Source organism: Micrococcus sp. 116, from assembly GCF_902506395.1.
Taxonomy (GTDB): domain Bacteria; phylum Actinomycetota; class Actinomycetes; order Actinomycetales; family Micrococcaceae; genus Micrococcus; species Micrococcus luteus.
Window position 1 is genome coordinate 2,110,221 of record NZ_LR732370.1, and the last position, 21,335, is coordinate 2,131,555.

Annotated in this window: 20 protein-coding genes; 8 read left to right on the forward strand and 12 right to left on the reverse strand. The window is 72.9% G+C overall.

Annotated features, from left to right (window positions below):
- Nucleotides 1-15: 15 nt before the first annotated feature.
- Nucleotides 16-1,728 carry an ABC-F family ATP-binding cassette domain-containing protein gene (locus CITRIK5_RS09880; protein ID WP_159833603.1) on the forward strand — a complete coding sequence of 571 codons (1,713 nt, stop codon included), beginning with the start codon at nt 16-18 and terminating at the stop codon, nt 1,726-1,728.
- Nucleotides 1,729-1,773: 45 nt separating this feature from the next.
- Here CITRIK5_RS09880 and CITRIK5_RS09885 read toward each other — a convergent pair whose 3' ends face one another.
- Complete coding sequence (locus tag CITRIK5_RS09885) at nt 1,774-2,223, reverse strand: SRPBCC family protein (protein ID WP_020627043.1); 450 nt, start codon at nt 2,221-2,223, stop codon at nt 1,774-1,776.
- Between the two features lie 104 nt (nt 2,224-2,327).
- Between CITRIK5_RS09885 and CITRIK5_RS09890 the strand changes: the two genes are divergently transcribed.
- Nucleotides 2,328-3,065 carry a Pr6Pr family membrane protein gene (locus tag CITRIK5_RS09890; RefSeq protein ID WP_020627044.1) on the forward strand — a complete coding sequence of 246 codons (738 nt, stop codon included), beginning with the start codon at nt 2,328-2,330 and terminating at the stop codon, nt 3,063-3,065.
- 7 nt (nt 3,066-3,072) lie between these two features.
- Here the strand turns inward: CITRIK5_RS09890 and CITRIK5_RS09895 are convergent, their stop codons facing one another.
- From CITRIK5_RS09895 to CITRIK5_RS09915, 5 genes are all read right to left on the reverse strand, one after another.
- Nucleotides 3,073-3,903 carry an alpha/beta fold hydrolase gene (locus CITRIK5_RS09895; RefSeq protein WP_123243966.1) on the reverse strand — a complete coding sequence of 277 codons (831 nt, stop codon included), beginning with the start codon at nt 3,901-3,903 and terminating at the stop codon, nt 3,073-3,075.
- A 207-nt stretch (nt 3,904-4,110) separates the two neighbouring features.
- Nucleotides 4,111-4,638, reverse strand: coding sequence for a hypothetical protein (locus CITRIK5_RS09900; protein WP_036315583.1), 528 nt, complete (start codon nt 4,636-4,638; stop codon nt 4,111-4,113).
- Nucleotides 4,639-4,649: 11 nt separating this feature from the next.
- Nucleotides 4,650-5,240: a DinB family protein gene (locus CITRIK5_RS09905; protein WP_010079843.1), complete on the reverse strand. Its 591-nt coding sequence runs from the start codon at nt 5,238-5,240 to the stop codon at nt 4,650-4,652.
- A gap of 98 nt (nt 5,241-5,338) precedes the next feature.
- The gene (locus CITRIK5_RS09910; RefSeq protein ID WP_123243967.1) at nt 5,339-6,883 is read right to left on the reverse strand and encodes a sodium:alanine symporter family protein; all 1,545 of its coding nucleotides are present in this window, start codon (nt 6,881-6,883) and stop codon (nt 5,339-5,341) included.
- 139 nt (nt 6,884-7,022) lie between these two features.
- Entirely contained in the window at nt 7,023-7,919 is an 897-nt protein-coding gene (locus tag CITRIK5_RS09915; RefSeq protein WP_036315578.1) for a MerR family transcriptional regulator, read from the reverse strand.
- A 167-nt stretch (nt 7,920-8,086) separates the two neighbouring features.
- Here CITRIK5_RS09915 and CITRIK5_RS09920 point away from each other — a divergent pair, with 167 nt between their 5' ends.
- The gene (locus CITRIK5_RS09920; protein WP_123243968.1) at nt 8,087-9,214 is read left to right on the forward strand and encodes a YeeE/YedE family protein; all 1,128 of its coding nucleotides are present in this window, start codon (nt 8,087-8,089) and stop codon (nt 9,212-9,214) included.
- A 52-nt stretch (nt 9,215-9,266) separates the two neighbouring features.
- A complete protein-coding gene (locus tag CITRIK5_RS09925) occupies nt 9,267-9,494 on the forward strand; it encodes a sulfurtransferase TusA family protein (protein WP_002855519.1) in 228 nt (75 codons plus the stop codon).
- 43 nt (nt 9,495-9,537) lie between these two features.
- Here CITRIK5_RS09925 and CITRIK5_RS09930 read toward each other — a convergent pair whose 3' ends face one another.
- On the reverse strand, nt 9,538-10,599 hold the full coding sequence (locus CITRIK5_RS09930) for a zinc-binding dehydrogenase (protein ID WP_123243969.1): 1,062 nt from the start codon (nt 10,597-10,599) through the stop codon (nt 9,538-9,540).
- Nucleotides 10,600-10,861: 262 nt separating this feature from the next.
- Between CITRIK5_RS09930 and CITRIK5_RS09935 the strand changes: the two genes are divergently transcribed.
- Together CITRIK5_RS09935 and CITRIK5_RS12450 are read left to right on the forward strand one after the other, a co-directional pair.
- Entirely contained in the window at nt 10,862-12,364 is a 1,503-nt protein-coding gene (locus CITRIK5_RS09935) for a long-chain fatty acid--CoA ligase (protein ID WP_159833605.1), read from the forward strand.
- 42 nt (nt 12,365-12,406) lie between these two features.
- Nucleotides 12,407-12,619, forward strand: coding sequence for a DUF6226 family protein (locus CITRIK5_RS12450; protein ID WP_152744220.1), 213 nt, complete (start codon nt 12,407-12,409; stop codon nt 12,617-12,619).
- Between the two features lie 243 nt (nt 12,620-12,862).
- Here the strand turns inward: CITRIK5_RS12450 and CITRIK5_RS09940 are convergent, their stop codons facing one another.
- From CITRIK5_RS09940 to CITRIK5_RS09960, 5 genes are all read right to left on the reverse strand, one after another.
- Nucleotides 12,863-13,150, reverse strand: coding sequence for a hypothetical protein (locus tag CITRIK5_RS09940; RefSeq protein WP_233569907.1), 288 nt, complete (start codon nt 13,148-13,150; stop codon nt 12,863-12,865).
- Nucleotides 13,151-13,180: 30 nt separating this feature from the next.
- The gene (locus CITRIK5_RS09945) at nt 13,181-14,068 is read right to left on the reverse strand and encodes a polysaccharide deacetylase (RefSeq protein WP_123243973.1); all 888 of its coding nucleotides are present in this window, start codon (nt 14,066-14,068) and stop codon (nt 13,181-13,183) included.
- A 30-nt stretch (nt 14,069-14,098) separates the two neighbouring features.
- Nucleotides 14,099-15,073, reverse strand: coding sequence for an asparaginase (locus CITRIK5_RS09950; RefSeq protein ID WP_123243974.1), 975 nt, complete (start codon nt 15,071-15,073; stop codon nt 14,099-14,101).
- 105 nt (nt 15,074-15,178) lie between these two features.
- Nucleotides 15,179-16,417, reverse strand: a complete 1,239-nt coding sequence (locus CITRIK5_RS09955; protein WP_336621541.1) for an allantoate amidohydrolase — start codon at nt 16,415-16,417, stop codon at nt 15,179-15,181.
- Nucleotides 16,417-18,048 carry an amidohydrolase gene (locus tag CITRIK5_RS09960; RefSeq protein WP_123243976.1) on the reverse strand — a complete coding sequence of 544 codons (1,632 nt, stop codon included), beginning with the start codon at nt 18,046-18,048 and terminating at the stop codon, nt 16,417-16,419. Before CITRIK5_RS09960 ends, CITRIK5_RS09955 begins: the two co-directional genes overlap by 1 nt.
- Before the next feature lie 166 nt (nt 18,049-18,214).
- Here CITRIK5_RS09960 and CITRIK5_RS09965 point away from each other — a divergent pair, with 166 nt between their 5' ends.
- Nucleotides 18,215-19,453 carry a helix-turn-helix domain-containing protein gene (locus CITRIK5_RS09965; protein WP_123243977.1) on the forward strand — a complete coding sequence of 413 codons (1,239 nt, stop codon included), beginning with the start codon at nt 18,215-18,217 and terminating at the stop codon, nt 19,451-19,453.
- 553 nt (nt 19,454-20,006) lie between these two features.
- Nucleotides 20,007-21,329, forward strand: a complete 1,323-nt coding sequence (locus tag CITRIK5_RS09970; protein ID WP_233569908.1) for an MFS transporter — start codon at nt 20,007-20,009, stop codon at nt 21,327-21,329.
- Nucleotides 21,330-21,335: the final 6 nt, after the last annotated feature.

Consider the following 21,335-nt stretch of genomic DNA (forward strand, 5'->3'; position numbering starts at 1 on the left):
GAGCGAGACGGTCAGGTGCTCGCCGCCCACCTGCGCGGCGAGCACCTGACCGTCTCGCTCGGCGGGCACCGCGTGCTCACGGACGCCACGGTGCGGATCAACGCCGGCTCGCGGCTCGGGATCGTGGGTGAGAACGGGCGCGGCAAGACCACGCTGCTCCACGTGCTCACGGGCCGGATCACGCCCGACGTCGGCCGCGTGACGCGGGCGGGCACGCTCGCGTTCGTCCCGCAGGCGCTGCGGGCGCGGGCCGACGGGCGCTCCCGCACGGTGGGCGACCTGGTCCGCGACGCCCTCACGGGCCCGCACGCCGCACTCGAGGCCCTGGACGCCGCCGCGGCCGCCCTGGCCGAGGCCCCCGACGACGCCGGCGCCGGACACCGGTACTCCACCGCGCTGGAGCGGGCCCACCTCTACGACGCCTGGGACGCCGGCCGGCGCGTGGACATGGACCTCGAGGGGCTGCACGCGTGCACGGACCGCGAGCGCCCCCTCACATCGCTCTCGGTCGGCCAGCGCCACCGGGTGCGCCTGGCCGTCACCCTCGGCTCCCGGCCGGACCTGCTGCTGCTGGACGAGCCGACCAACCACCTGGACGACGTCGCCCTGGACTTCCTCACCCGCCGGCTGGTGGAGCACCCGGGCGGGGTCGCCGTCGTCAGCCACGACCGCGCCCTGCTGCGCGCCGTGTGCACCGACATCGTGGACCTGGATCCCAGCCAGGACGGGCGGCCGCGGCGGTACTCCGGCGGGTACGCCGGCTGGGCGAAGGGGCGCCGCCGCGCCCGGGCCGCCTGGGAGCAGGAGTACGCCGAGCAGAACGCCGAGCGCGAGCGGCTGGAGCTGGCCGTGGAGGACGCGCGGGAGCAGATGCAGGGCTCGTGGCGGCCCCCGAAGGGCACCGGCAAGCACCAGCGCTCGAGCCGGTCGGCGGGGATCGTGCAGATGTTCAACCGGCGCTTCGACGAGCTGGAGGCGCACCGGATCACCGTGCCCGAGCCGCCCCTGCGCCTGGACTGGCCGTTCGCGGACATGCCCGACGGCGACCCGCGGGACGGCGCGGACGCGGCGGCGGGCACGGCGGGCGGGCCGGGCACGGCGGGCGACGACGTCCTGCTCACCGCGGACGCCGTGCGCGTGGCCGGGCGGCTCGAGCAGCCGATGGGCGCGGCCCTCGTGCCGGGCGGCCGCGTGCTGGTGACGGGCCCGAACGGGGCCGGGAAGTCCACGCTGCTGCGCGTGCTCGCCGGGGACCTGGAGCCCACGAGCGGCTTGGTGACCGTGGGCGCCGACGTGCGCGTGCGCCTCGTGGCGCAGGAGACCCCCGCGTGGGACGAGGAGCGCACCGCCGCCGCCGTGTTCGAGGAGCACGTGCGCCGCGTCGGCGCGGACGAGGCCGGCGTCGACGACCTGGGCCGTCCCCTGCCGGCCCCCACGCTGCCCTCGCTCGGGCTGCTCACCGCCGAGGCCGCGGACACCCCGGTCGGACGCCTGTCCCAGGGGCAGCAGGCCCGTCTGCACCTGGCGATGGTGCTCATCGAGCGCCCCCACGTGCTGCTGCTGGACGAGCCGACGAACCACCTCTCCCCCGCGCTCGTGGACGAGATGACCGAGGCCCTGCAGGTCACGGAGCAGGCCGTCGTCGTGGTGACCCACGACCGGCAGATGCTCGCCGACCTCGCCGACTGGCCGCGCGTCGAGCTGCGGACCGACGCCGCGGCGGTGTGAGGCGGGCGGGGCCCCTGGCCACAGGCCCGGCCCGGCGGTCCGCCCTCAGAGGTGCGCCCGGCACAGCCGCCGCAGCGCCACGCGGGCCGGCAGTCGGTAGGCCAGGGCGACGACGGCGGGCCCGTGGACCGTCAGCCCCGCCCGGGTGCCGCGGGGGGTGGCGGTGAGGTCGTGCGTCATGGAGACCGCCGTCCCGGCCACCCGCACCGTCCACCGCCAGGTGCGGGCGTCGTCGTCGACCTCCTCGACCACGAACGGGACGCGCAGCCCCAGGGGCGCGTGGACCACGCCGCGAAGCCCGGCCCGCAGCCGGCGCCGTGGCGCCTCCACGGCGCGGATCTGCGGAGCCCACCGCGGCCACAGGCGCAGGTCGGCGTAGCGGGCCCAGGCCACGTCCACGGCGGCGGGCCCGGTCGTCGTCACGCGGCGGAACTGTCGGGGGCGGCGCGCGCGCCTCGCGCCGGCGGGGGTGCGGGTCCAGGGGGTCCGGATCATGGTGCCGAGCGTAGGGTCCGGACCGCCGGCCGGGACACGCCCGCCGGCCCGAGCGGCTCGGCCAGTGCACCGGGGGCGGCGTCGCGCTCCGGCAGGATGGGCGCATGACCCTCCCCACCCCCTCCGGCCGCTGGACGACGACGGCGCGGCCTGCCTTCGCCGTCGCCGCGGCCCTGTCCCTGGGCGGCAACCTGCTCTCACTGTGGATCGGCTCGTGGAAGTCCTCGGACCTGCCGGCCGACGCGGGCTACGCGGGCGTGCTCGAGGGCGGCTGGGAGCACATGCTCAACCAGCCCACGTACTTCACGTTCCTCTCGAACTTCCTGGTGGGGCTGACGTCCCTGCTGCTGGCGCTGCGCCTGCACCGGCCGGGCACGCTGTTCCGGGTGCTGCGGGTGACGGGGGTGGTGTGCATCGTGATCACGGGCGTGGTGTTCAACGTGCTGCTGCGGGACGCCGACCCGATGACCGCCGTCGAGCGGTTCAACGACACCCTGCAGCACATCGTCACGCCGATCCTCACCCCGGTGCTGTGGGCGGTCTTCGGGCCGCGGCGGCAGATCACGTGGCGGGTGGTGTGGTTGTCCACGCTCATCCCGCTCGCCTGGCTGGCGTTCACGCTGCTGCGCGGGCCGTGGCTGGACTGGTACCCGTACACGATCCTGGACGTCCCGCGGCTGGGCTACGACGGCGTCGCCGTCTACGTGGTGGCGATCCTCGTGTTCTTCGTGGCGGTCGCCGCCCTGCTGCGGGTGGCCGACGGCCTGCTGGCGCGGGCCGGCGTCGGGGTGGGGGCGGGCGCCGAGGCGGAGGCCCGGGTGGAGGCCCGTCCCTCCCCCTGACCCCGCCTCAGTCCGACGCCGCGCGGCCCACCTGCACCGCCCACGCGCGGACGAGCGCCTCGGCGACCTCCTGCTGGTCCAGGTGCACGTTGTGGCCGGCGGCGTCGAGCGCCGCGTAGGTGGCGCGCGGGTAATGCTCCAGGAGCCCGGCCTGGTCCCGGTAGCCGACGAGGTGGTCCTCCCGGCCGGTGAGGATCAGGGCGGGCCCCTCGAACGGCGGCGCGGCCTCCTCCGGCACGGCGTCCAGGACGTAGCGCGCGGACAGGCGCTTCAGCGCCTCCTCGTCCACGGCGCGGACGCCCGGCAGCGCGTGCTCGCGGAACCGCTCCCACGTGTCCCGCGTCAGCCGCGGGGACATCTCGAGGAACGGGGCGGCGTCGTCGGGGTCGAGGGTAGACATGAAGGCGTCGTCGCGCTCGCGCACCACCAGGTCGGTGCGGGTGCGCCGGTCCTCGTCCGGGTCGACGACGGGCGCGAGCAGCCCCAGCCCCAACACCTGCGCGCCGAACTCGGCCGCCACGTGCCGGGCGAGCAGGCCGCCGAGGGAGTTGCCGAGCACCGCGAACGGCCGCTCGCCGACCTCCGCGCTGATCCAGTCCACGAGCCAGGCGGCGAGCTCGGGGAGGCCGCCGTCGTCCTGGAGGGCCGAGGTCCGGCCGAAGCCCGGCAGGTCCACGTAGATCCGCTCGACCTCCCCGGCCTCGGCGAGGGCGTCGTCGAGCGGCAGCAGCAGCCGGTGGTCCACGCTGTTGCCGTGCACCGCGATCAGCGGGACGCCGGAGCCGCGGCGGACGACGTGGGGGTTCTCGGGGGTGTGCTCGGATGTGTGCTCGGTCATGGGTCCGAGCGTAGGGCTGAGCGCGCGGTGCCGCCCTCTCCCCGCCGCCCTCTCCTCGCCGCCCTCTCCCCGCTTCGCCGCCCTCTCCCCGCTGCCCCCTCCCCACCGCTTTGCGGGCCGAATGCGACGCTCCCGTGCCCGATTCAGGGGCTCATCCGTCGGATTCGGCCCACAAAGTGCTCGGCCGGGCCGCCCGGTGCCGGCCGGTCACCAGAGCAGCTGGTCCCCGCGGATCTGCGTCTGGAGTCCGTCGATGCGCCCGAGCACGGAGACCTGCAGCAGGGCCGGCCAGGCGTGCACCACGAGCCCCAGGGCCACCGCGACCACGCCCCAGACCGGATGCCCGACGGCCGCCAGCGCCACGCCCGCCACCGCGTGCAGACCCGCGGAGGCGGCGTGGCTGACGAGGGAGCCCACGGCGGCGGTGCGGATGCGCCGCAGGTCGGCCCGGCCGGTGATGCGGCGGCTGATGGCCGCGTTCCAGCCGACGGCGCCCAGCTGCCGGGAGAGCCAGTCGGTGCGGACCCGGCGGGCGAGATCGCGCCAGCGCGTGTCCCGCCTCCACGGCCGGTCCACGAGCTGCCGCGAGGGCTCCCCGTAGAACGGGCCGAACCCGAAGGTCCCCACCGTGAGCACGCCGACGAACAGCCCCGGCGCCGTCGGCGCCATCAGCACGAAGGCGGACATCAGGGCGGCGACGGTGAGGGCCAGACCGGCGAGCGAGCGGGGAGTCATCACCGCGGACGCTAGCGCACCGGGCCCGCACCCCGGGCGATCCCCTCGAGCCGCCGCACGTGCGCGGCCCACCGCTCGGCGTCCCAGCCGGGCAGGTTGTCCCCGGGGCCGCGCAGGCCGGCCTGCCCGTCGATCCCCTCGCGCAGGATGTCGGCGTGGCCGGCATGGCGGGCCGCGTCGAGGGCCACGTGGGAGAGGATCTGCGCCAGAGTCACCTCGGCCAGGTGCGCGGGCCACCAGGGGACCCGCCCCCGCGCGTCGAGGACGAGGGCCTCGATGGTCGCGTCCGCGTGCGCGAAGCATCGCCGCGCGTAGTCGAGGACGTCCTCGAGGGTCTCGTCCTCGGCGGCGAACAGGTCCGCGCCGTCCTCCTCGCCCACCCCCGGCGCGTCCCAGGGCAGGGGGATGCCGGCGGGGCGGCCGAAGACCTCGCCGAAGTACTCGAGCTCGCACGTGGCCGCGTGCTTGAGCAGGCCCAGCAGGTTGGTGCCGGTGGGGGTGCGGGGCAGGCGGACCTCCCGCTCGGGCAGGCCGTCCAGCTTCGCGAAGAGGGCGTCGCGCTGCCGGCGCAGCCCCTGATGGAGGATCTCCTTGTGGTCCATGGGGTGAGCCTGCCGGGATTCAGGCCGCGCGGACGGCCCTGGCCCGTGGCCCGACGTCGTCGCGGACGTCCGGCGCCCCGGGCCGCCGTCGTCGGTCCTCAGCCCTCCCGGCGCGGGACCACGGTGATGGCCCGGGTGTCCGGGGCGGTGTCGGCGACGTGCTCCATGGCGCGGTCGAGGTCGCCGGTCTGCTGGTACGCCGCGTGGATCTGCTCCCACAGGCGGGCGTTGCGGACGCCGATCGCGTGCGGATCCAGCACGGGTTCCTGGCCGGCGCGGCGCTGGCGGTCGTAGTCCTTGAGCAGCCGGATGGCCACGGGGCTCAGCAGGATGAGCGCCACGATGTTCACCCACGTGTAGAGGCCGACGCCGAAGTCGGCGAACGCCCACACGAGGGCCGAGCTCTGCACGGACCCGAACACCATGGAGCCGGCCAGCAGCAGCCGGGCGATCGCGATGACCGCGCGCTGCGCCGTCTTGTTGGGGATGAGGTAGGCGACGTTCGTCTCCGCGTAGAACGCGAAGGAGAGCAGGGTGGTGAAGGAGAACAGGAAGACGGCGATCGCCACGAAGGACGGTCCGAAGGCGGGCAGTGCCTCGTCGATGGCGATCTGGACCCATGCCGGGCCCTCCTCGACGCCGGGCACGTGCTCCGCGAGGAGGCTCTCCTCGTCCGGGCCCAGCACGTTGAAGCTGTTCGTGGCGAGGATCATCAGGCCGGTCATGGTGCAGACGAACAGGGTGTCCACGTAGGCGGAGAACGCCTGGGCCAGGCCCTGCTTCACGGGGTGGGAGACGTGGGCGGCCGCCGAGGCCTGGGCGCCCGAACCGGTGCCGATCTCGGTGGAGTACACGGCACGGCGCACGCCCCACGCGACGGCGGCGCCGAGGATGCCGCCGTAGACCGAGTGCAGGCCCAGCGCGCTGGAGAAGATCAGCCCGAACATCGCGGGGACCTGCTGCCACATGAGTCCGACGACGAGCAGCCCCACCAGGATGTACGCGCCGGCCATGAACGGGACCACGAGGCCCACCGTGCGGCCCAGGCGGTGCATGCCACCGAACACGATCGCGCAGAACAGCACGGCCATCCCGAGACCCACCCACAGCGGGTTCCAGCCCCACGCCTCGGTCGTGGCGGCGGTGACGGCGTTGGCCTGGATCTGCGGGCCGGTGAAGACCGTCGCGAACACGGTGGCCGCGGCGTACGCGACCGCCAGCCACCGCCAGTTCCGGCCGAGCCCCTCGAGGATGTAGTACGCGGGCCCGCCGCGGTACTCGCCGCGGACCTTGTGCTTGTAGAGCTGCGCCAGCGAGCTCTCCACGAGCGCCACGGGGGCGCCGAGGATCGCCGTCACCCACATCCAGAACAGCGCGCCCGGGCCGCCCAGGTAGATCGCGGCCGCGACGCCCGCGATGTTGCCGACACCGATGCGCCCGCCCAGGGCCATGGCGAACGACTGGAACGAGCTGATCCCCGCCGACGACGATCCTCCCCTGACCAGCTGGCCCACCATGTCCCTGAGCAGCCGCACCTGGGGAGCCGCCATGCGGATCGTGAAGTACAGGCCTAGGGCGAGGAGCCCGACGACCATGGGCAGGCTCCACATGATCGAGTTGGCGGCGGTGACGAACTGCTCCATGGCTTCTTCCCAGGTCGCGGACAGGATCCGTGCACTCCATCACATTCGGGCCACCCCGGGCACCCCTGAGCCCCCGGGGGGTCTGTGTGAGACCGGCAGGGTCGGCCGGCCAGACACGCCGTGCCGCCCCCGCACCGGCTCACCCCTGCCCCGCTCCCGCCTCCTCCCGCACCGTCACCGCCAACTCGACGTGTCCGGCCTCCGGGTCCACGAGGATCTGGCGGATCTCCGGCGCGGCGCCGGCGTCGTCCACGTCGAACGCGTCCATGAGTCCCAGCAGATCCGGATGGGGCAGCGCGCCGCCGGGGGCGTCGTCGAGGAGGTCGACGTCGCCCGCATCGGCCCGCACGTCCACGTACCGCTCCACACGGCGTGGCAGTGTCCCGGTCACCACCTCGTGCCCGTCGACCCTGAGGCCCGCGGGAGCCGGACCGCTCAGCGGGACCGCCAGGACGGTCTCCACGACGTCGGCGGCGCCCGGCACCGGACGCAGCGCCGTCCACAGCGGCCCGGCCGGTGCCGGCCCCGCCTCCGCGAGCGCCTGGAACAGCATCGCGAAGGCGGCGTTCGCGCGCTCGGTGGTCCCCTCCTCACCGGCCTCGTCCAGGGCCACCCGCTGCACGACGCCGGCCCACGGCGTCGGCCCGACCGTGCGTTCCGCCACGGGGCCGGGACGGGCGGGGCCGCCGTCGTCGTCGGGATCCGGGGCCGCGTAGACACCGGCGGCCGCGAGCGCGAGCGCGCGGTCCTCGAGGTCGCGGCGGCGTCGCAGCTCGGCCGCGTGTGTCTCGAGCCGCGCCGGCAGGGAGGCGGGGTCCGCGAGGACGGACCGGACGTCGTCGACCGTGAGGCCGGCCGCCCGCAGGACGCGGATCTGTGCGGCCGTCCGGATCTGGGCGGGCGCGTAGCGGCGGTAGCCGGAGTGGGCGTCGACGTCGGCGGGGGCGAGGAGGCCGCGCTCGTCGTAGAAGCGCAGCGCCTTCGCGCTCAGTCCGGTGGCGAGGGCGAACTCGCCGACGGTCATCAGGGGGCTCATGGGGCGACCTTTCTCTCAGGTGATCCCAGCGTGGGCGTTCCCCCAAGGGGAGGGTCAAGCGTCGCCCACGGCGCCCCCGCGCGTCGTCCCCGGCACAGTCCTCCGACTGTTACCCCGCACGTCCTGCCCGGCGCGCGGGCCCGGCCGCACCCTGTCTCATGGCAGGCATGATCATCACCGGACTCCTCCTCGGCCTCGTCCTGGGCTTCGTGTTCCAGCGCGGACGCTTCTGCGTCACGGGCGCCTTCCGTGACCTGTTCACCATCCGGTCCACCCGATGGCTCACCGCGTTCATGGTGATCGTGGCCGTCCAGTCGGTGGGCGTGTTCGCCCTCGACGCGCTCGGCGTGATCACCCTGGAGGCGGAGACGTTCCCGTGGCTCGGCACGATCATCGGCGGCCTGATCTTCGGCTTCTCGATCGTGCTCGCGGGCGGCTGCGCCACCGGCACGTACTACCGCGCGGGCGAGGGCCTCGTGGGCTCGTGGTTCGCCCTGATCTTCTACATCGTGGGCGCCACCGCGTTCCGCAAGGGCCCGCTGGCCGGCACCACCGAGGCCGTCCGCTCCGTCGAGACGCAGACGGGCTCGTTCCAGCAGCTCACGGGGCTGTCCCCGTGGGTGTTCGTGGCGCTGCTCGTGGCCGGCGTCGGCCTGGCCGTGCGTCATCACCTGCGTCGCGAGGCAGCCATGACCCGCTTCCGCCTGCCCGCCGCCAAGACCGGCCTCGCGCACGTGCTCACCGAGAAGGCGTGGCACCCGTTCGTCACCGCCGCGATCATCGGCGTGCTGGCGATCCTCGCGTGGCCGCTCTCCTGGGCGACCGGCCGCGAGTCCGGTCTGGGCATCACCGGCCCGTCCGCGAACATCGGCGCGTTCCTCGGCACGGGCGAACTCGAGCTCGTGGACTGGGGCGTGCTGATGGTGACGGGCCTGCTGATCGGCTCGTTCATCGCCGCGAAGGCCTCGGGCGAGTTCCGCGTCCGCGTGCCCGACGCGCAGACCACCGTCCGCTCGATCATCGGCGGCCTCGGCATGGGCTGGGGCGCGGCGTGGGCCGGCGGCTGCACCATCGGCAACGCGATGGTGAACACCGCGACCTTCAGCTTCCAGGGCTGGACCGCGCTCGTGTTCATGGTGCTCGGCACCGGCCTGGCGGCCAAGCTCTTCATCCTCAACCACCGCGGCAAGGGCACGACGCCGGTCCCCGCCTCCGGCTCCGGCCTCACCTCGGCCGAGGGCGCGGCGGCGGACGCCGGGGCGGCCCGCCCCGTCAAGCTCACGCCGATCGGCTGAGCCGGCCCGCCCGCGCACGATCTCTGACCACCGACATCAAGGAGAGAACATCATGGCGAAGCACCTGCTCGAGACCGACGGCCAGGTCTGCCCCTTCCCGCTCGTGGAGGCCAACCAGGCGATGCAGCAGATCCCCTCCGGGGACGAGCTCGTGATCGATTTCGACTGCACCCAGGCCACCGACTCCCTGCCCCGCTGGGCCGCGGAGAACGGCCACGAGGTCACCGACTTCGTGAAGCGCGGCGCCGCGGAGTGGACGATCACCGTGAAGAAGGGCTGAAGGGCGGAGGAGCCCCTCGGCACCTCCGCCCGCCGCGGGGGGCTCAGACCTCCAGCAGCACCTTGATCTCGCGGCGCTCGTCCATGGCCCGATACGCCTCGGCGGCGTCGTCGAGCGGCATGCGCGCGGTGAACACACGGCCGGGCTGGATCTCACCGGACTGGATGCGCTCGATCAGCTCGGACAGGAAGCGGCGGACGGGGGCGGGCCCGCCCTCGAGGTGGACCTCCCGTGCGAAGAGGTCGGAGCCGTCGAGGGTCTGGTCGTGGGAGACGCCCACGAACCCGAGGTACCCGCCGGGGCGCACCGAGGCTAGGGCCTGGTCCATCGAGCCCTGCGTGCCGACGGCCTCGCACACCCCGTGCGCGCCGTAGCCGCCGGTGAGCTCGCGCACCTGGGCGGCGCCCTCCTCGCCGCGCTCGGCGATCACGACGTCCGCGCCGAACTCCCGGGCGAGCGCGGCCCGATCCTCATGGCGGGAGAACACGATGACCTGCTCCGCGCCGAGGGTCTTGGCGGCCAGGACGGCGCACAGGCCGACGGCGCCGTCGCCGACCACGGCGATGGTCTTGCCGGGGCCGGCCTGCGCGGCGACGGCGGCGTACCAGCCGGTGCCGAGCACATCCGAGGCGGCGAGGTAGTCGGCCAGGCGGTCCGGGTCCGAGGGCTCGCCCCCGGGCACCTTCACGAGGGAGCCGTCGGCGAGCTCGACGCGCATGTACTGCGCCTGGCTGCCCGTGTACTCGCCGGCGTTGACGCAGCGGGACTGGTAGCCGGCCTGGCAGATCTCGCACGTGTTGTCCGAGAGCATGAAGGAGCCGATCACGAAGTCGCCGACCTCGAGGGTGGCGACGTCCTCGCCCTTCTCCACGATCGTGCCGACGTACTCGTGGCCCATGCGCCGGTGGTCGACGTCGTTGTGGCCGCGGTAGGGCCACAGGTCCGAGCCGCACACGCACGCGGCGGCCAGCTTCAGGACCACATCCGTGGGCTGGGCGACGCGCGGGGTGTCCACCTCCTCCACGACGACGTCGCCCGGCGCGCGCATGACGACCGCCTTCATCGTCTTGGGGATGGCAGGGGTGGCGGGGGTCTGTGCGGTCATGGTCTGTCCTCCGGTCTGGCCCGGCGGTCCGGGCGGTGTGCGGGGACCAGTCTTGCGCCCCTGAGCCGTGGAGACGACACATCGGCGACGCGGGCGGGGCCGGTGGATGACCGCGCGCCAGCGACATCACCGCCGGGCAGAACCGCGGTGATGTCGCTGGCGTGAGGTTGGCCGACACACCCCACTCGGCTCACAGCGAACGAGCACCGCCGGGCGTTACGCTGTGGTTCCCATCACATCCGACTCCCCTCGGAGGCCCGTCGTGACCCTCACCCTGCCCGCCCGCCTCGAGCGCACCGCCGCCGAGCATCCGAACTCCACCGCCCTGATCCTCGGCGAGAACCGCATGACATACGCGGAGCTGCAGGACCAGTCCCAGCGTCTGGCCGGGCTCATGCGGCAGGAGGGCATCGGCCCCGGGGACCGCGTGGCGCTCATGGTGCCGAACATCCCGGCGTTCCCGGTGGTGTTCTTCGCGGCCCTGCAGCTGGGCGCCGTCGTCGTCCCGATGAACCCGCTGTTCAAGCGCCGCGAGATCGAGTACTACCTGGAGGACTCGGGCGCGTCGATGCTGTGGTCGGTGCCGTCCGAGGAAGCCGTGGAGGGCGCCCGCGAGCGCGGTGTGCCGCTGCGCACCCTCGGCGAAGACGGCCTCGCCCCGCACCTCGCGGAGAGCCCCGGCCCGGTGACCGAGACCGTCGAGCGGGACCTCGAGGACGACGCCGTCATCCTCTACACCTCCGGCACCACCGGCCGCCCCAAGGGCGCCCAGCTGACCCACCGGAACATGGGCACCAACGCGGACACCGCGGCGGAGACGCTGATCCAGCTCCAGCACGGGGAGACCGTGCTCGGCTGCCTGCCGCTGTTCCACGTCTTCGGCCTCACGTGCGCGCTCATGGCGCCCGTGACGATGGGCGCCAGCCTGGCGTTGATCCCCCGCTTCGATCCCGCCGTGGCCGCGCAGACCGTCAGGGAGCGCGCGGTGGACGTGTTCATCGGCGTGCCCACCATGTACGGGGCCGTGCTGGCCGCGGCCAAGGACCATCCGGAGGACCTGGCCAGCCTGCGCCTGGGCGTCTCCGGCGGATCCGCCCTGCCCGTGGAGCTGCTGCGCCGCTTCGAGGCCACCTTCGACTGCGAGATCCTCGAGGGCTACGGCCTGTCCGAGACCTCCCCGGTGGCGTGCTTCAACCATCCGGGTGAGGAGCATCAGCCGGGCTCGATCGGACGCGCCGTCCGCGGGTGCGAACTGCAGCTGGTGACGCCGGACGGGGCCGTCGTGCCCGAGGGCGACGAGGAGACCCTGGGCGAGGTGTGGATCCGCGGGGAGAACGTGATGAAGGGCTACTGGGGCAAGCCGGAGGCCACCGCCCAGGCCATCACCGAGGACGGCTGGTTCCGCTCCGGCGACCTCGCCCGGCGCGATGCCGCGGGCAACTACTACATCGTGGACCGCACGAAGGACATGATCCTGCGCGGCGGGCTCAACGTGTACCCGCGCGAGATCGAGGAGGTGCTCTACGAGCACCCGGCCGTCGCGGAGGCCGCCGTGGTGGGGGTGCCCCACCCGGAGCTCGGCCAGGAGGTCGCCGCGCACGTGGTGCTCGCCCCCGGCGCGCACGCCACGGAGGAGGAGCTGATCCAGCACGTGAAGTCTCAGGTGGCCCCCTACAAGTACCCGCGCACCGTGACCGTGCGGGACGGGCTGCCCAAGACCGCCACCGGCAAGATCCTCAAGCGGGAACTGGCGCCGGCGGAGTGAGCCCGGGGTGGCCGCCCGGGCCGGACACACGGTGAGCCTCCCATGACGGCCCTGCCGCGCCTACGGGCGGAGGTGGCCCGGCGGTACGCCGCCCTCGACCTGCCCACCTGGCCTGGCCCGCACCCGGACGGCGCCCCACCCCGGGAGGAGGAGTACTCCCGGGTGACCGACCCGCAGCGGTATCGGATCGCGGCCGCCCGGCGTCGACGGCGCCTCCCCCTGGTGGCTGCTGGAGACGGACGTGCCCCAGGATGACGACGACGGCGGCGTCCTGCCGGTGATCCGGGTGGCGGTCGGCGCCCCGGGGTGGCCGTTCGAGGCGCTCACAGACGCCTGCCGGGACCTGGCCGCCAGCGGCTGTCCGAGGCTGCCGCGCGGGACCGAGGCGACCGTGCGGGCGGGGTGGTTCCCGGAGACATGAGGGGGCGGCGGTGGATTCGGCATGACCTGTCGATCGCGACATGACCTGACGGCAGACCCCAGGTCGTGTCGCGGCCGTCAGGCCGACCTGCCTCGGGCGCGGGCCACCATCCCCGCCGTCACAGCCGCCACAACCTCCCGTGGTGGCTCGGCCCCGGCCCAGTCCCCCGCGGCGCCGCCCTCGAGGCTGGCGATCAACCCCTCGACGTCGGCGTGGTGCTCACCGCGCCCCGAGCGGCGGATCAGCGTCCAGGCGTCCCCCTCGAGCGTGAGTCGACACCCCGGGGCGAGCTCGCCGCGCAGCCGCGCCAGGGCCCGCCGTTTGAGGCCGTGCTCGTTGAGGAACGCTGTCGTCGGGGACGCCACCCCGCGTCCGCACGCCCCGCACATCCGCGCTCAGCGGAGCTCGCGGGGGAACCGGCGGGCGAAGTCCGCGGCCACGTCCTTCATGAACGCGAACTCCACGCCGTTGTGCCCCTGGATGTGGTCGAACAGCCGCTCCAGCATGAGCAGGTTCTGGGGGCGTCCGGACACGTCCGGGTGGATCGTGATCGGGAAGACGGCGTAGTCCATCTCGCGGTGCACCCAGTCGAACTGGTCCTTCCACAGCTGCTCGATGTCCCGCGGGGAGACGAAGCCGTGGCTGTTGGGGCTGGACTTGATGAACATCATGGGAGGCAGGTCGTCCAGGTACCAGGACGCCGGGATCTCGATCAGGTCGGTCTCTTCGCCCCGGACGAGCGGCTTCATCCACTCGTGCGCGGACGCGGCCTCGTAGTCGATCTTCGTCCAGCTGTCCCCCACACGCACGTAGTACGGGGTGTGGTCGTCGTGCATGAGCGAGTGGTCGTAGAGGAAGCCCCGCTCGAGCAGGATCTCGTTGGTCACCTTGGAGAACTCCCACCACGGCGCCACGTAGCCCACGGGCTTGGTGCCCGAGCGGCGCTCGATCAGGTCCGTGCAGTAGTCCAGGATCTCGGTCTCCTGCTGCCGGGTCATGGCAATGGGGTTCTCGTGTGAGTACCCGTGCACGCCGATCTCGTGACCGGCGGCGACGACGGCGTCGAACTGCTCCGGGAACGTCTCGATCGAGTGCCCCGGCCAGAACCAGGAGACCGGCAGCTCTCGCCGCTGGAAGAGCTGCAGCAGACGCGGTACACCCACCTCGCCGGCGAACAGGCCGCGGGAGATGTCGCCCGGGGAGTCCTCGCCGCCGTACGAGCCGAGCCAGCCGCCGACCGCGTCCACATCGATGCCGACGCTCACGTAGATCTTCTTCGCCATGGGGGTTCCTCCTCGGAATCGTGGGTGGGGTCAGCGCAGCCGGGTGAACCGCGCCGCAAACTCGTGGGGATCCGGACGATGTGCCAGCAGGGCGGCGGCCAGGATGCGGGCCTGGAACGGCGGCAGCTCGCCGGCCGCCACGGCACCGGCGGCCAGGATGTCCGCGCCACCGCCGCTGCCGTAGACGCCGAGGACGGGGCCGGCCAGGGTGCGGGTCGCCAGCACGACGGGCACCCCTCGCGCGACAAGGTCAGCCACCGCCTCCGCGTGTCCGGGCCCGGCGTTGCCCAGGCCAGTGCCGGCCAGCACGATGCCGTGGGCGCCGCGATCGACGGCGGCCGGCAGGGCCGCGGGGTCCGCGCCCGGGTACGCGGTGATCAGGTCGACGCGGACGCCGTCCAGCCCGGAGTCCGGGAGGTCGAGGGTGCCGGGTCGATGCGGGCGGGCGTGCAGGCGGAACTCATCCCCGTGCGTCGTGCCTACGAGCGTGCCGCCGGTGAACGGCTGGCTGACCATCGTGTGCCCCTTGCGGGTGCCGCGTGCCGAGAGCAGCACACCGTCGAAGGCGACGAGGGTGCCGAGTCCGCGAGCGTTCGGGTGAGCGGCGGCGAGGACGGCCTGGCGGAGGTTGCGGGGACCGTCGGTGTCCGGGTGGTCGGCAGCGCGCTGGGCGCCCGTGAAGACTACGGGGGTGTCCGTGCCGTTCAGCAGGTCCGCGAGGAACGCGGTCTCCTCCATGGTGTCAGTGCCGTGTGTGACGACGACACCGTCGATGCCGGGGTCTTCCGCGCGCTCGCGTGAGACGCGGGCGATCGTGGCCAGCTCCGGCAGTCCGAGCCGGTAGCTGCCGACCGTCATCACGTCCTCGCTGGTGACCTCGACGTCGGCGGCCGCGTCCATGCCCTCGAGCAGGACCTCAGCGGAGTCCCCGGCCGTCGCCCCGGACCCCTCGCCAGAGCGCGAGGCGATCGTGCCACCGGTGGCAAGGACGTGGACGCGGGTCATTGGGGGGCTCCTTCGGTCATGGCCCGACCCTCTCAGCGGCGGGAGAGGCCGGTCAATGGCCCCGCCCACCGGCGACCCAGCCGGTCGGGGCCAGGACAGGCAAGGTCAGGCTTTGAGGTCCCCCTCCACCATGCGCGTGAGCACGCCCGTGAGCAGGTCGACGCCGGCCAGCATGTCCTCGTCCGAGGTCAGCTCAGCTTCGTTGTGGGAGACGCCGTCCACCGAAGGGACGAACAGCATGACGGTGGGCACAACGTCCTTCATGTTGGTGGAGTCGTGGCCGGCCACGGTCAGCACCTCTCCGCCCCGCAAGCCGCGCTCCTCGGCCACCTTCCGTGCCAAGGCCACGCCCTCCTCCGGGTAGGCGAGCTGGCCCCACGAGTGGGTGAGCTCGAGGTCCACGCGCACGCGGGCCTCCTCCTCGATCCGGACGACGGTTTCACGCAGCCAGGCTTCGGCGTCTTCCAGCACGGACGTCTCCGGGGAGCGCAGGTCCAGGTTCAGCACGACCTCGCGCGCCAGCGTGACGGGCGAGTTCGGCTCGAGGTCCAGCTCGGATACGGACGAGTGCAGCGCCCGGTACGGCGCACGGTCGGCCACCTCACGGGCGGCCACGATCACGCGGGCCGCTCCGTAGAGAGCGTCCTGTCGGTCTTCCATGCGGGTGGAGCCGGTGTGGGCCTGTGCACCAGTCACGGTGACGCGGAACTTCTTGGCGCCCCATGTGGCGGTCACGAAGCCGACCTGCAGCTCGCGCTCCTCCATGGACCGGCCCTGTTCCACGTGCAGCTCGGCGTAGCCGGCGGTCTCGGGGAAGGCACCGGACCCGGCGCGACCCTCGGCCCCCAGCTCCTCGGCCACGGTTGCGCCGTCTCGAGCCGCCTTCGCCAGCGCGTCCGCCAGCTCGAGCCGCCCGGTGTGCACGGACGAGCCCATCATCGACGGAGTGAACCGCGAGCCCTCCTCGTTGAACCAGTTCACGACGGCCACGTTGAAGACCGATGCCGCCTCACCGGCGCGCACGGCGTCCGCGACAGCGGCCGCTGCGTGTCCGGCGGCGAGCACGCCGTAGGCGCCGTCGAAGCGGCCAGCCAGCGGCTGAGAGTCCAGGTGAGAGCCGGCCACGATGTACGGGGCGCCGGGCACAAGCTCGATGCGGCCGATCTGGTTGCCGATCGCGTCGTAGTCCACCGTGAACCCGCGCTCCTCCAGCCAGCCGTGGAACCACCGGCGAACGGAGCGGTCCGCGTCAGTACCGGCCTGGCGGTCCACGCCCCCACCGGGGGTCGCCCCATGGGTGGACATGGTGGCGAAATCGTTCAGGAAGTCCGCAGTGCCGGTCATCATCGTTCCTCTCCGTAGGTGATCTCCCCGCCCACCCACGTGGACGAGATGGGGATGTCCGCCAGGTCGTCCGGCTCGACCCGCAGCGGGTCCTCCTCGAGCACGACGAGATCGGCGAGCTGGCCCGCGGCCACCTGGCCCTTACGGCCAGCCCAGCCGGTCGCCGCGGCGGAGCCGGCGGTGTACGCGCGCAGCGCCTCCTCGACGCCGATCCGCTCGTCCGGTCCGTAGACCTCGCCGCTCTGAGTGAGGCGCCTGACGAAGGATTGGACGACAGCGAGCGGTGCGCCGGGCGCCACGGGGCGGTCTGAGCTGCCGGGAAGCATCATCCCGGCGTCGAGAAGACGACGCGCGGGGTAGGAGAGGGCGGTCCGCTCAGGGCCGAGCAGGCCGGCCATCCCGTCGCCGAAGCTGGCCAGGAAATGGGGCTGCGGGACCAGCACAACACCGAGAGCGGCCATGCGGACCACCTGGTCCGGGCGGACGACTCCGCCGTGCTCGATGCGGTCCGGCATGGGCCCGGGGCCGGCCTCCGCCCGAGCCTGCTCGATGGTCTCGAGGGCGAAGTCCAGGGCGGCGTCGCCGATCGCGTGGAGGGCGAGTGCCCAGCCTGCGCGCGCGGCGCCGCGGATGCGGGCCGCCATGGTCGGGGCGTCCATCTGCAGGTAGCCCGTCTCGGCACCATGGGAACAATACGGGTCGGTCATGGCCGCCGTCGCACCGAGCAGTGAGCCGTCGGTGAAGAATTTCACCGGGCCCAGTTCGAACCACTCGTTGCCGAGGCCGGAGCGCAACCCGGCGTCCAGGGTGAGGGCGGCGGGATCGTCGGCATGGCCACCGACGTCGTGGAGCACGTCCGAGGTGACCATGGCCTGCAGGCGGGTGCGCAGCCGGCCAGCGTCCCGGGCGTCCTGATAGGCGGCGAGTTCCTGCGGGCTGTGGCCGATCCACCCGCCCGCCGTGCCGGCGTCGGTGACGGAGGTCAGGCCCTCCGCGGCGTACGCCTCGGTGGCCGCGGCCAGGCACTGGGCGATCTCGGCGCGGGACTCGGGGAGGATCAGCTCCTGCACGAGTGCCATCGCAGTCTCCTCGAGCAGGCCCGTGGCCTTCCCGGACTCGTCCGTGACGATGCGCCCGCCCTCGGGCTGGTGCCCAGGCGCCACCCCGATGCCGGCCTGCTCCAGCACGGCCGTGTTCACGGTGAATGCGTGGCCGGAGTTGTGGCGTAGCAGCACGGGGCGGCCGCCAGCAGCCGCATCCAGGTCCTCACGGCGCGGGGTGCGGGTGGTGAGGCTCAGCGGGCTGTAGCCGGAGCACTTCACCCACTCGCCGGGCGCGCGCCGTTCGGCGTCGCAGCGGACGGCCTCCAGAACATCGTCCAGCGTGGTGGCCTCGCTGAGGTCCACTTCGAGGAGAGTCTGGCCGAACCAGACGGAGTGGGCATGAGCGTCGTTGAAGCCCGGCAGGACCGTCCGGCCGCCAAGGTCCACCCGCTCCCGCGCGGTGCACCCCTCGATCTCTTCGTCCACGCCCACGACCCGCCCCTGCCACACGCCCACGCGGCTGGCCGAAGGGCGGTCCGCGGTCATCGTATGGATCCGGGCGTGCTCCAGGATCAGATCAAGTTGCACGGAACTCCCGCCCCGTCTGTCTCTACGGTGACCACTGGCATGCCCTCCATTGAATCGACCGGGGTGGGGCCCAGCAATGGACGTATGTAGCCGTCCTCACCCCGGTGCGTGGGCACGTGCACATCCAGCCAGGCCGGGAAACCGGCGGTGGACTAGCATCGGGACGATGGAGGAGGTGACCCCGCACCCCGTCAAGGACGGGCAGGCAGTGGACGAGCAGGTCTGGCGGAGGATCGTCGAGACCCTCCACGGAGACGTGGGCCGACTCGCCGACGCGTTCTCGGATGAGCTGCGCGGGCACGGCTACTACGACCATGGCCGCGTCACCCCGCAGCAGATCCTCGACTCAGCCCTCAGCACGTTCACGGCGCTGATCGAGTTGTTGGCCCTGGAGGATGCCGGCCAGGGCCCCTCCCTTGGTGACGCCCCGGCCGCCCAGGCGGCGGCCGAAGATCTGGGCCGCAGCCGCGCCCATCAGGGCGTCCCCCTCTCCTCGCTCGTGCAGGCCATCCGCCTCGACTTCGGCGTCCTGTGGCGCCGGATTAAGGAGCTTGCGCTGCCGACGCACGTGGACGTGCTGGTGGCCCGAACCGAGCACATCCACTACGCGGTGGAGGCCTATTCGGCCGGGGTCCAGCTGGCCTTCACGGCGGAGAGGGCGCGGATCCAGCACGACGCACGGGTAGTCACCGACCGCGTCGTCGCCCGGCTCTTCGATGAAGCCGAACTCGACGCGGACGCGGTCTCTCGCATCTGCACCGGCCTGGGGGTCGAGGCGGACACGCGCTTTGAAGCAGCACTGTTGCCCGTCGAGAACGGGACGGAGCTCGACCGGCGGATGGAGCCCGCGTTCCAGCGCGGCACCGCGTGGCGCCACCAGCGTGCGGACACGATCGCGTTCGTCCGCCCCGTGACCGGCGGGCGCAGACTCGCCGACGACCTCGCCGGTCTCGGTGCGCTCCTGCTCCCGGTTTGCCTCGGCGTGGCGGAACTGCGCCGGACGGTGCGCGGAAGTGCGCGGACGCTCGCCAATCTGCCGTCCCTGAGTCGGCCCACCGAGTTCCTCCACGTGTGGGAGCACGAGGCGCGCCGTCACCTGTCAGACGCGACCCCCTGGTTCCTGCGGGAGTGGCGGGAGCTCATCGAGAGCATCCCGCCGCAGGACCGGGCCCTCGTGGTCGAGGCCGCCCGGGCCTACATGGAGACAGGTTCCATCCGCGACACCGCGGGGGCGCTGTACTGCCACCGCAACACGGTGCAGAACCGGTTCCGGATGCTGAAGGAGCGCGTGGGGCTGGACGTGACCGTCCCGCGGGAGGCCGCCCTCCTCCAGATCCTGTTCAGCGCGGACACGACCGAGCTGGACGCGGAGGACAGCCCGGGCGGCAGAACCCCGCGCCGCTGATCGCCGGCAGGTCCCGGCCCACGATCACGTGAAGCGGGGCCGGGCCCTGGTCCGCGAGGACCCGGTCGAGGGTGGCGACCTTTTGGCCGTTCATGAGGACGCCCCGTCACCGCACCCGGTCGAGGTTGAGGTAGCGGCCCTGGCCGCCGCCTTAGGGCTCGGTGCTGAAGTGCTCGTGGAAAGCGTGCAGGGCGGTGACCCGGCCCGGGAGTGCGGGGGAGCATCGCGGCGCCGGGGCGCTCACCCCCGTGCCGGTCCGTCGGCATGGGGGGGGTGACCGCCCCGGACGTCGAGTCTGTCCTTGACAAGGTGTGCCCTGTGCAGGTGACCAAGGGTGCTTGGCCCAGGCGCGGCACATGCCCAGTGATTCCCATCACCCTGGGTGGCAAAGTGACACGTCAGATGATGCGCCGGCGTTTGCCACCCGTCATCGGCGCTGCCCCTCCACGTCCACGGTCACAGCCCCGGGCGCACGCTGAGGGACTGAACGACGAGAGCTGCTGGGAGGACCACCATGTCGAGCACACATCCAAGCCCGCGTCCCGCCCCGAAGGTGGACGAGCCGCACGAGCCGGCCTCGGAAAAGACCGTCAGCGCCAAGGAGGTCGGGCGCATCGCCCGGGCGGCGTTCGTGGGGACCGCCCTCGAGTGGTACGACTACTACCTCTTCGGCACCGCGGCGGCGCTGGTATTCAACCGGCTCTTCTTCACGACCCTCAACCCGACGGCGGCCGTCCTCGCCTCGTTTGCGACCTTCGGCGTGGGTTTCGCGGCGCGGCCGATCGGTGCGTTCCTGTTCGGGATCCTCGGCGACCGCTGGGGGCGCCGGCCCACGCTGATCCTTTCCATCGTCCTCATCGGCACGGCCACCGGCGTCATCGGCCTGTTGCCGAGCTACGCCGACATCGGCCTGCTCGCGCCAGTCCTGCTCGCGGTGCTTCGCCTCATCCAGGGCCTGGCGGTCGGCGGCGAGTGGGGTGGTGCGACCACCATCGCGATCGAGCACGCACCTCCGGAGCGTCGCGGCCGATACGCCGCGCTCGTGCAACTGGGCTCCCCGGTCGGCACTCTGCTGTCGTCTGGCGCGTTCGCGCTTGTGCTGATGCTTCCGGCCGATGCCGTCGACTCTTGGGGCTGGCGGCTCCCGTTCCTCTTCGCGTTCCCGCTGCTCGGCATCGCCCTGTGGATCCGGGTCAAGGTCGAGGAGTCGCCGGTCTTCGAGGAATTGCAGAAGATGGACGACCGACCGAAGGTGCCTGCCGCCCAGGTGTTCACCAAGGCCGGCGGTCGCCTCCTCGTCGCCATCATGGCCGCGCTGCTCGGCGTGGGCGGTTTCTACGTGATGAACACGTTCGTGCTCAGCTACGCCACCAACACCCTCGGGGTGGAGCGGCAGACCGTCGTGAACGCGACCCTCATTGCCGCCGTGGTCCAGGTCGTCGTGATCCTGATCTTCGGGAGGGTCGCCGAAACCTGGGGACCCGGCCGAGTGACCATGGCCGGCGGCGTGGTGACCGCGCTGGCGGCGTGGCCGCTCTTCGCCCTGATCGACACGGGGCAGGCGTGGGCGATCACCGTCGCCGTCGCGACCGGCATCGGCTTGCTGACCATCACCTACGCAGTGACAGGCAGCCTGCTGTCTGAGCTCTTCCCCGCCGAGTACCGGTACTCCGGCGTCGGCCTGGGCTATAACCTGGCCGGCGCGCTCTCCGGGTTCCTGCCGTTCCTGGCCACGTGGATGATCGGTCTTCAGGAGACGCCGTCCTCGACGCCCGCGATCGTCATCCTTGTCGGGATCTCCCTGCTGACGGCGCTGGGCGGGTTCATCGGCGAGCGGCTTCGCGTGCAGGACGAGACGGTGGTGCGGGCGGGCTAAGTGAGG